General features: G+C 51.4%; 9 protein-coding genes and 1 tRNA gene. 3 read left to right on the forward strand and 7 right to left on the reverse strand.

Annotated elements, in window-relative coordinates:
- Positions 1–2 precede the first annotated feature (2 nt).
- Positions 3–1,778: a transcription termination factor Rho gene (rho, locus tag RR877_RS05060; protein WP_332550883.1), complete on the reverse strand. Its 1,776-nt coding sequence runs from the start codon at positions 1,776–1,778 to the stop codon at positions 3–5.
- Between the two features lie 358 nt (positions 1,779–2,136).
- Between rho and RR877_RS05065 the strand changes: the two genes are divergently transcribed.
- On the forward strand, positions 2,137–3,354 hold the full coding sequence (locus tag RR877_RS05065; protein WP_332550884.1) for a hypothetical protein: 1,218 nt from the start codon (positions 2,137–2,139) through the stop codon (positions 3,352–3,354).
- On the opposite strand, the gene RR877_RS05070 is transcribed toward RR877_RS05065, so the two are convergent.
- Positions 3,355–3,750, reverse strand: a complete 396-nt coding sequence (locus tag RR877_RS05070; protein WP_332550885.1) for a GtrA family protein — start codon at positions 3,748–3,750, stop codon at positions 3,355–3,357. It abuts the gene before it with no gap.
- Positions 3,751–3,891: 141 nt separating this feature from the next.
- On the opposite strand from RR877_RS05070, the gene RR877_RS05075 reads away from it, so the two are divergent.
- On the forward strand, positions 3,892–4,596 hold the full coding sequence (locus RR877_RS05075) for a glycosyltransferase family 2 protein (RefSeq protein ID WP_332550886.1): 705 nt from the start codon (positions 3,892–3,894) through the stop codon (positions 4,594–4,596).
- Positions 4,597–4,614: 18 nt separating this feature from the next.
- Here RR877_RS05075 and thrB read toward each other — a convergent pair whose 3' ends face one another.
- From thrB to lysA, 4 genes are read right to left on the reverse strand one after another with little or no spacing between them, the layout of a single operon-like run.
- On the reverse strand, positions 4,615–5,571 hold the full coding sequence (gene thrB, locus RR877_RS05080; RefSeq protein WP_332550887.1) for a homoserine kinase: 957 nt from the start codon (positions 5,569–5,571) through the stop codon (positions 4,615–4,617).
- Positions 5,571–6,656, reverse strand: coding sequence for a threonine synthase (gene thrC, locus RR877_RS05085; protein WP_332550888.1), 1,086 nt, complete (start codon positions 6,654–6,656; stop codon positions 5,571–5,573). The genes thrB and thrC overlap by 1 nt, the downstream gene beginning before the upstream one ends.
- A 1-nt stretch (position 6,657) precedes the next feature.
- On the reverse strand, positions 6,658–7,986 hold the full coding sequence (locus RR877_RS05090) for a homoserine dehydrogenase (RefSeq protein ID WP_332550889.1): 1,329 nt from the start codon (positions 7,984–7,986) through the stop codon (positions 6,658–6,660).
- Between the two features lie 16 nt (positions 7,987–8,002).
- Entirely contained in the window at positions 8,003–9,430 is a 1,428-nt protein-coding gene (gene lysA, locus RR877_RS05095; protein ID WP_332550890.1) for a diaminopimelate decarboxylase, read from the reverse strand.
- Between the two features lie 170 nt (positions 9,431–9,600).
- Between lysA and RR877_RS05100 the strand changes: the two genes are divergently transcribed.
- Positions 9,601–9,673: transfer RNA gene (locus RR877_RS05100), tRNA-Arg, on the forward strand.
- 56 nt (positions 9,674–9,729) lie between these two features.
- On the opposite strand, the gene RR877_RS05105 is transcribed toward RR877_RS05100, so the two are convergent.
- A partial coding sequence (locus RR877_RS05105; RefSeq protein WP_332627765.1) for an integrase core domain-containing protein occupies positions 9,730–10,199 on the reverse strand: 470 nt, incomplete at its 5' end.

The raw sequence follows: 10,199 nt of genomic DNA on the forward strand, positions 1-10,199 counted from the left end.
GCTTAGTCCTCCTTGGAAGCGTTGGACTTCTGCATCAACATGAGGAACTCAACGTTGGTTGCAGTGTCCTTGAGCTTGCCCACAATGCTTTCCAGCGCCTGCTGCTGGTCAAGACCAGCGAGTGCGCGGCGAAGCTTCCAGGTGACCTTGACTTCATCAGGACCCATGAGCATTTCTTCGCGGCGAGTACCCGACGCGTTGACGTCAACAGCAGGGAAGATGCGCTTGTCTGCGAGAGAACGCGACAGGCGGAGTTCCATGTTGCCAGTGCCCTTGAACTCTTCGAAGATGACTTCGTCCATCTTCGAACCGGTCTCAACCAGTGCCGAAGCAATGATGGTCAATGAGCCACCGTTCTCAATGTTGCGTGCAGCACCGAAGAACTTCTTGGGTGGGTAAAGAGCAGCAGCATCAACGCCACCAGAGAGAATACGTCCAGACGCAGGAGCTGCCAGATTGTAGGCACGGCCCAGACGAGTAATCGAATCAAGCAGTACAACAACATCTTGGCCGAGCTCAACGAGGCGCTTTGCTCGTTCGATAGCGAGCTCTGCCACCATGGTGTGGTCTTCTGCAGGGCGGTCGAAGGTGGAAGCAATAACTTCACCCTTCACGCTGCGCTCCATATCGGTTACTTCTTCGGGACGCTCGTCCACCAGAACAACCATGAGGTGAACCTCAGGGTTGTTCTGTGCGATGGCGTTGGCAATCTGCTGCATCACGATGGTCTTGCCCGCCTTGGGCGGCGCAACAATCAGACCACGCTGACCCTTACCAATGGGGGATACAAGGTCAATAATGCGACCAGTGACCTTGGAAGACTCGGTCTCCAGGCGCAGACGCTCCTGGGGGTAAAGAGGGGTCAAGGCTTGGAAGTCAACACGAGTTGCTGCCTCTTCGATGCTCTGACCGTTGATGGAATCAATCTTGACCAGTGCGTTGTACTTCTGGCGACCGAAGCCTTCGCCTTCGCGAGGCTGCTTGATAGAGCCAATAATGGCGTCACCCTTGCGCAGGTTGTACTTCTTGACCTGGCCGAGAGACACATAGACGTCGTTGTTACCGGGAAGGTACCCAGAGGTGCGAACGAATGCATAGTTGTCGAGAACGTCCAAGATACCCGCGATAGGAATCAAGACATCATCTTCGAGGATTTCGGGTTCTACTTCGTCGCCCATGCGACCACCGCGTCGGCGGTCACGCTGACGGTTGTTGCGGTTGTTGCGGTCATTACGGTCGAAGCGCTCTTCACCGTCGGACTCGGGACCGTTGTTACGGTTACCGTTCTCGCCTTCGGTGCGGTCGTTGCGGTCGCGACGGTTACGGTTACGGTTGCGGTTACGGCTGGGGCGATCGCCTTCGGAATTGTCTGCCTCGGAACTAACTTCGGAAGAGTTGTTGTTCTGTTCAGCGTCGCCGTTGCTTTCTGTAGCCTCAGCGTTACGTCCGCGGCCACGACCACGACGTGGGCCTGCTTCGCCTGATTCTGCAGGTACAGCGGACTCGGATGCCGGAGCGTCTACTGATGCCTCGACGGTCTTCTTTGCTGGGCGGCCACGGCCACGACGTGGTGCTTCCTCAGCACTGGCCTGCAAAGCAGGTGCCAGAGCAGGAACGCCGGCGTCGCCAGCATTGACGTGCTGCGAAGCGCTGACAGATACTGCGCCGGTCACTGCATCAGCAGAAGACACGGGTGCGGTTACGGTTGCGCGACGAGAAGTGCGCTTGCGGGGTGCAGCTTCTGCTGCGGGGGTTTCATTGATTGAGTTCTCAGACATGAGTTCTCCTATATTGTTTGGCATCTCATACCCCGGCCAATTCTTTGATAGAAACAGACTTCAGGGATGGTGCAATGAATTAAATGAAGTTCACTCGGAACTGGTGAATGTTCAGGAATGACGTAAGCCGAAATTCAACCGAACTCATCAACTGTAACAGAATCTAACTCAAGCGAATTTCACGCCAACTAAAACCACACAATATTTTGTTCTCTAGGCTTGAGTGGTGCAACCAACTTTCCTAAACCGCATAGCGAAGTACTGGCCGTTCATAGTGATTGTGACTTTGTACATTGTGCAGGCTGTCTACTACAGCACAAGGTTTATTTTCCCTGTCGTTGACGCTGATCAGTTAGTCATGGCTGACATGGCTACTTTTTATTCACAAGGGTTCATACCTGAGCCATATTTCTGGGGTCAAAATTATTTATTCCCACTCGAATCTTGGGTAGCGACCCCTCTGGTTTTCTTTAACGTCAGAGCTGATATCGCTATTTGCCTAGTTTCTGTTACTGCTTTTTACTTGCCCTACTTAGCAGCAACATTTCTTGCCATTAAGGCACGAAGAATACTTTTGTTTTTCATCGCAGGATTAATCCCCTTCGTGCTACCTCCGGCGTACATCATTGCCACAATGATTCCCCGGAACTTTGGCACAACGAGTTCTCTGGTTGCTCTAGGAATAATTCTCTTGATAACACGTTCAGAATCTAAGACCCTGAGTATGAGCGCAGGGGCAATAATTGGCATTTGTTTTGCCTCAAATCCGGCAACTGCAATTTTGGCACCTGCGTTACTTTTCGCTACTACAAGGAAGAGATGGAAATTTTGGGCGCCTGGGCTACTAATCGGTGCTTTCGGAATATATGCACTCGGATACTTTTACGTTCTCAACCCTGAAGCCATTCACTACCACCCCGAGCCCATCGCGTTGAGCCTAGAACAGCTCAAAGACAGCCTGAAGACTCAAGAGATACTTTTCTACCCACTGTTACTTGCAGCTATCACAGCCCCTGCAGTGATTATTGCTTGGATTCAATCTTCTAAACGCAATCGTCGCTTCATTGAATTTGTCCTCTTTGGTACAGCGTTATTTTGTCTAGGTTTTCTGGCAACTGACCGAATTTCCTCGTATACCCTTTCCCCGTTTTACTCGAGTTATCGATTCTGGACTGTTCTCCCCCTACTCGGGGTAGTAATTGTCACGTCAGCACTATGTTCGCATTCGGAGAAGGCACATACAGCCAAGAAGTACTCAGCGCCTATAGCAATTGTGTTGCTCACAGTCGCTCTGGTCGCTCAAACGGTCTTGGCCGAAAATAGATCAGGTTCATACCTAACCTTGCCCACACCAACCGGGATTGAAAATCGGGCAAAAGTTGCTGCTGACTGCAAATCCTTGGCGAGTTCTATCGACATTTCACGGAACTATGTTGAGTTATCTCAAGATGACCCATGGCTGATGTATGGCTGTTATTCGATGGAGGGCGCCGTAGTCACGTACTTTGAAAAGGATCGCAGAACGTGGCTGCCCAAATACATCGACTCCCGTGGCTTAGTTCGCGTTGAAAAATAGTTATTTGGATTTTCTGAAAACGATGAACTTCAATCCGAGGAAGTTCGTCAAGGCTGCCGCACCGGTCGCAATAACAAAGGCAACTAAAACGCTATAAAAATGCCCTTTGCCCAGTAAAAACAAAACTGCTGAATTAATTCCCACATTCAACGTGAGGGATGTCAGATACAAAATGACATATTGGACAATGTTTGACTTCACTGAACTCGTGGATCTAAAAGTCCAGCGCCTGTTAACTAAATATCCAAAAATCGAACCTGAAATAAATCCGATTGCTTTCGAAATAGACGGAATTACCCCAAAGAGATAAAAAATCATTGAGTAAACAGCTAAGTCGATGAGACTTGAGGTCACGCCAACAATCCCGAACTTAACTACTTGTTTTTTCCAAGCCAAAGAAATGCCTTACTCAAACCACACAACTGCGTCAGAAAAAACTCCAGCAGTTTCGTGTGAAAAATATGAACTTTATCGACCTTTAGACTATCTAGTAGTTCTGTTGAAGGCCGGTCGCGCCATAGTGAGAAAGATTACAAATTGAATCCCAAACTCAGTGTTGTCGTTCCCTGCTACAACGAAGCAAAAACTATCGTTGCCCTCCTTGAAAAGGTTCGAAACTCTCCCTGGAAGAACCTTGAAGTTATTGCTATTGATGACTGCTCGAGCGATGAGACACTCCAAACACTCTTGAGCGTCAAAGGAAAGCTTGTTGATCAAGTTCTTTCTCATGAAAAAAATCAGGGAAAAGGCGCTGCTCTGAGAACCGGTTTTGCTCATGCCACCGGAGACATCGTGATTATTCAAGATGCAGATCTTGAATACGATCCCAACGAATATCCCAAGATTCTTGCCCCGTTTCTCGAACATAATGCTGACGTTGTTTATGGAAGCCGCTTTATCGGTGGCGATTCACATCGGGTTCTCTACTACTGGCACAGTTTGGGAAACAAATTCCTCACGTTAGCTTCAAATATGTTTACCGATTTGAATTTGACCGATATGGAGACCTGTTACAAGGCGTTCAAGCGTGACATCATTCAAGGCATCACCATCGAAGAATCCCGTTTCGGTTTCGAGCCTGAAATCACTGCAAAGATTTCTCGTAGAGGTCTGAAGATTTATGAAGTGGGTATCTCTTACGATGGCCGCACCTATGCCGAAGGAAAGAAAATTGGCATGAAGGATGGCTTCAGGGCTATCTACTGCATCCTGAAATACAACTTGTTCAGATCAAGAAAGTAATTGATTTATTCAAATTATTTACTGAATATGTGACGACGTTACTGTCGCTCCAGCAAAATCAACGGCCAACATCAGTGCGCGCCAAGGGGTCTCCTCGAACTTTGAGACAAGCTGTGCAGCACGAACTCGTTGTGCGGGGTCTGAACATAAAACAAGAATCGATGGGCCAGCGCCCGAGACCACGGCAGCGAAACCGTTCTCTCGAAGCACTTTCACCAATGCACTGGTCTGAGGCATTGCCTCAGCACGGTAGTCCTGGTGAAGCTTGTCTTCAGTAGCTTCAAAGAGGAGCTCTGGGCTTTGCGTGAGCGCTGCAACTAGCAGGGAAGAACGCGACACGTTAAATATCGCGTCTTCATGAGGAACGCTCTCGGGCTGGAGCGAGCGTGCATGCTTTGTCGACATGGTGAAGGAGGGAACCAACACCAGCGGTGAAACGCCTCGATGAACAAGCAGGCGCTTGCAGCGTGGGCCATCTTCTGTGGTCCACGCGATAGTTAGGCCACCGAAAAGCGCGGGAGCAACATTGTCGGGGTGGCCTTCGAGATCAGTAGCCAATCTGAGCAAGGTATCTGAGTCAAATGCAAAGATTCCTTCAAGTAGGCCCTGAGCTGCAACTAAACCGGACACAATGGCAGCACTAGATGAACCCATGCCACGGCTGTGAGGAATCTGATTGTGTGCTCGGAGGCTTAGCCCAGGCATTGTCACGCCCGCATGTGCGAAGGCGTGAGCGATGGATTGAACAACCAAGTTGGAAGCATCAGTTGATACGGGTGCTGCGCTATCTGGAGCACCTTCACCGATTACTTCAACCGTGGCACCAGGTTCAGAACGCGTGGACACCTCAAGTTGGTCATAGAAACCGAGAGCAAGACCAAGAGTGTCAAAGCCGGGGCCCAAGTTTGCCGAAGTAGCCGGTACGCGAACGGTGACCGCTCTGCCTACCGGCACCTGCATGGACCCTGAGGACATTAGTGAGAAGCGCCCTTGACGAGACCGAGTACGTTAGCTACCTCTTCGGTGCTGACAGGAACGACAGTAGGTGCAACTTCAGTGCCGTCTGCCTTCTTGAGAGCCCAGAGAGGGTCCTTGAGACCATGGCCGGTGACGGTCAAGACAACTGTTGAACCAGCAGGAATGTGGCCGTTTTCGGCACGCTCCAGAAGACCTGCAACAGAGATAGCAGAAGCTGGCTCAACGAAAATGCCGACCTCAGCAGAAAGAATGCGTTGTGCAGCAAGAATGCCTGCGTCATCAATGGCGCCAAAGTAGCCATTGCTGACATCGCGTGCACCTAGTGCGAACTCCCATGAAGCAGGATTACCAATACGGATAGCACTGGCAATCGTTTCTGGGTTCTTGACCGGGTGGCCAAGCACGATAGGTGCTGAACCAGCAGCCTGGAAACCAAACATGCGAGGAAGTTTGGTGGAAGCACCGCGTTCAAGTTCTTCGCTGTAACCACGGAAGTACGCGGTGTAGTTGCCAGCGTTACCGACGGGAACAAAGTGGAAGTCAGGCGCATCCTGAAGTACTTCAACTACTTCATATGCAGCGGTCTTCTGGCCTTCAATGCGGTCAGGGTTCACCGAGTTCACGAGGTGAACGGGGTAGTTAGCAGCGAGGTCACGAGCAATGTCGAGGCAGTCATCGAAGTTGCCTTCGATTTGAATGATTTCAGCGTTGTGCGCTACCGCCTGGCTGAGCTTGCCCATAGAGATCTTGCCTTCAGGAATCAACACAGCAGCCGAGATGCCTGCGTGGGTTGCATAGGCAGCCGCCGAAGCACTGGTGTTACCAGTTGAAGCACAGATAACCGCTTTGGCACCGTGTTCTACAGCCTTCGAAATGGCCATAGTCATTCCGCGGTCCTTGAATGAACCCGTAGGGTTCATTCCTTCGTATTTGACGAACACACGAGCACCGGTGCGTGCCGAAAGAGCCTTAGCTTCAATCAGTGGGGTGCCACCCTCACCCAAAGTAACGATGGGGGTTGCGTCAGAAATGTTGAGGCGGTCTGCGTATTCAGGCAGAACTCCGCGCCACTGATGTGCCAATTTAGGCTCCTTCAACTCGTAGAACCGAAACCACTGAGCTCACGGCATCCAACTGCGCAAGAGCGGAAACGGTGGCCGCTAGATCAGACTCAAGAGCTGCATGCGTACCAATAACTAGCGTAGCCGTCGGTGCGGCCTCACCAGACACCGCCTCGCTACCAAATGTGCCTTGCTCTACCAATTCGACAGAAACTCCATGCTGAGCAAAGACATCTGCAACTGAAGCGAGTACTCCTGGGCGGTCAAAGACCGACAAGGTCACGTGATAACGAGTAATGATTGCGCTAATAGGAAGCACCGGCAGGTTTGCGTTTGTCGAAGCGCCCAAGCCAGGTCCGCCAATAACGTGACGGCGAGCAGCTGAGACCAGATCTCCCAATACGGCAGATGCAGTCTCGGGCCCTCCAGCACCAGCGCCATAGAACATCAAAGACCCTGCTGCTTCTGCCTCAACGAATACAGCGTTGTTGGCCTTGTGCACCGCAGCAAGGGGGTGTTCGCGTGAAATCAAAGCCGGGTAAACGCGAGCAGAGACGCCTTCTTCACCAGAGGTGGGGTCAGCCAAGCGCTCGCATACTGCGAGGAGCTTGACCACGTAACCAGCCTTCTTGGCCAGTTCAACGGTCTTGCCTGAGATTTCTCGGATACCTTCGCGGTGCACACTTTCCAGAGGAATAGTGGTGTGGAAGGCAAGACTAGCCAAGATGGAAGCCTTTTGAGCGGCGTCGAAAGCATCAACATCTGCAGTTGGATCTGCTTCTGCATAGCCCAACTCGGTAGCCACGGCGAGCGCGTCATCGAATGACGCGCCTTCGGTGTCCATCTTGTCCAAGATGTAGTTGGTGGTTCCGTTAACAATGCCCATAATGCGCTTGACGCGGTCACCGGCAAGGCTTTCACGAAGTGGGCGAATAATGGGAATAGCCCCAGCAACTGCAGCCTCGAAGTAGAGCTGAGCACCTACGCGCTCTGCTGCTTCGAACAATTCAGTACCGTGAGTTGCGAGAAGTGCCTTGTTTGCTGTCACAACATCTGCACCTGAGGTAATAGCCTGCAGAATGTAGCTGCGAGCTGGCTCAAGACCACCCATAACTTCAATCACGATGTCAGCGCTCAAGATCAAGGATTCGGCATCAGTGGTGAAGAGTTCCTTAGGCAGATCTGCAGAACGTGGTGCATCGAGGTTGCGCACGGCAATGCCGGTGAGTTCTAGGCTTGCACCTACACGGGATGCGAACTCTTCCTTGTGCTCGAGGAGAAGGCGGGCAACCTGTGCTCCGACGGTTCCACCACCCAGCAGTGCTACGCGGACGTTACGATACTCAATCATTTCGATGCCTTCTTCATTACTGAGCCTTTCGAATAACGCCCATGTCGCGCGCTAAGAGGTCTTCTTCGGTTTCGCCGCGCACAATGACGCGGGCGACGCCGTCTTTCACGGCCACGACCGGTGGTCGCGTTAAGTAGTTGTAGTTACTTGCCAGAGACCAGCAGTAGGCCCCAGTCGCGGGTATTGCTAACAAGTCTCCAGGGTGAACATCTCCTGGGAGGTAGTCCGCATAAACAAGTATGTCTCCAGATTCACAGTGCTTGCCCGCAATACGCACCAGTGCAGGTTCCGCATCGGACACTCGGTTCGCAATGCGAACTGAGTAATCAGCTCCATAGAGAGCAGGGCGTGCGTTATCGCTCATGCCACCGTCAACACTGACATACTTACGAACAGCTGTTTGTCCTGTGGAGACACCGTTCTCGTCTACAACGTCCACGGTGACATCTTTAGTAGTACCCACTTCATAGAGTGTGAACGTCGAGGTACCAATGACAGCACGACCCGGTTCAACACAGATAACAGGGATTTCAATACCCAAACGGACACACTCTGCAGAGACGACAGATGCTATTTCCTGAGCTATTTCTGCAATAGGAGTTGGCTCATCAGCTGGTGTGTATGCAATACCAAAGCCACCACCGAGGTTCAGCTCTGGCACAGGTCCACCTTTAAGGAGTTCAGCATGCAAAGCGAGCAACCGTGCTGCTGATTCAGCAAAACCGTCCGTACCAAATATCTGAGAACCAATGTGGCAGTGAAGACCAACGAATTCAAGAGAGGCGTGCGAGCGAATCTCAGCAACAAGTGCAGGGGCATCAGCAATGGTGACGCCGAACTTCTGATCCTCATGCGCAGTTGCAAGGAAACTGTGGGTGTGAGCGTGGACTCCGCTATTCACACGAAGGCGAACACGTTGTGTCTTGCCTGCGCGGCGAGCAGCGTCAGCCACGCGACCAATCTCAACCAGAGAATCGATAACGATGGTGCCGACACCAACCCCAACTGCACGTTCTATCTCCGGCTGTGACTTGTTATTGCCATGCAATCCAATTCGAGCTGGGTCCAAGCCTGCAGCGAGCGCCACAGCGAGCTCTCCCCCGCTTGCCACATCTACATTAAGACCTGCTTCAGCTACCCAACGGACCACTTCAGTACACAAGAATGCTTTACCTGCGTAATAGACCTGTGCAGTTCCACCTACTGCTGAAAGAGCATTGTCAAAAGATTCCCGGACCTCGAAGGCTCGGTTACGAGCGTGAAGCTCGTCAACGACAAATAAAGGCGTACCGAATTTTGATGCAAGTTCGCTGACAGTGACACCGGCGATATTGATTTGTCCAGACTCAGTACGAAGCACAGATTCAGCCCATATACCTCTGACAAGCGCGTTGCTATCAACGCTGGCATCAAGCCAGTCGGGGGCAAGCTGGTTGGCAGTCACGTTAGGACCTCACTGGAAACAAAGAAAAAGATTGAGAGCGAGCGAGCCTGGATTGGCCCCTGAAGCCTATAGAGCACTGAAAGGTCAGTATTGAACCTCAATTCTACGGGTGCCCGGCACACTTGATAAAAACATGAGCAAGAGTTCCACTGATAACCTAAAAACTTCCCGCCCTCGTAGCTCAGGGGATAGAGCATTGGTTTCCGGTACCAAAGGTCGAAGGTTCGAATCCTTTCGAGGGCACAAATGTGATGAGTCGGGACCTTGTTGACAGATGAGTCCCGACCTTGTTGACAAAATTATGAAAGTCCAGGCCATCGGCCTGGACTTTTTAGTTGGTCTCGCCAGTAGTTTCTTTCTGGTTCTATGTGATGTTGACTGAGGACTTCTCCACTGTGTTGCAGTGTCACGATGACGGTTGTTTGGTCGATCAACATAAGAACTTCTTCTCCGGCATGTGCTGCGCCGACGCTCATGTGGTGAAGTTTTCCTGCGCGTCTGAGGGTGAGTTTTCCTCCTTTGTCGACTTTGTCATAGCGGGTGCGCCAGTCGTGTGAAACGGATTCTTTGACGGGGTGTGCTTTCACTCCAGCTTGATAAACCTCTTCGGGTGTTCTTTTGCCCAATGCGCGGTGTGGTCTGTGGTGGTTGTAGATTTCTTGGAACTCATCGAGTTGTTGTTGGAGTTCTGCGAGAGTGTGTGCTGGTTCTCTGCTGCGCAGTCGTTTTTTCAGTGTTTGGTGGAAGCGTTCGATTTTGCCTTGGGTTT

Source organism: Aurantimicrobium sp., assembly GCF_036667855.1.
Taxonomy (GTDB): domain Bacteria; phylum Actinomycetota; class Actinomycetes; order Actinomycetales; family Microbacteriaceae; genus Aurantimicrobium.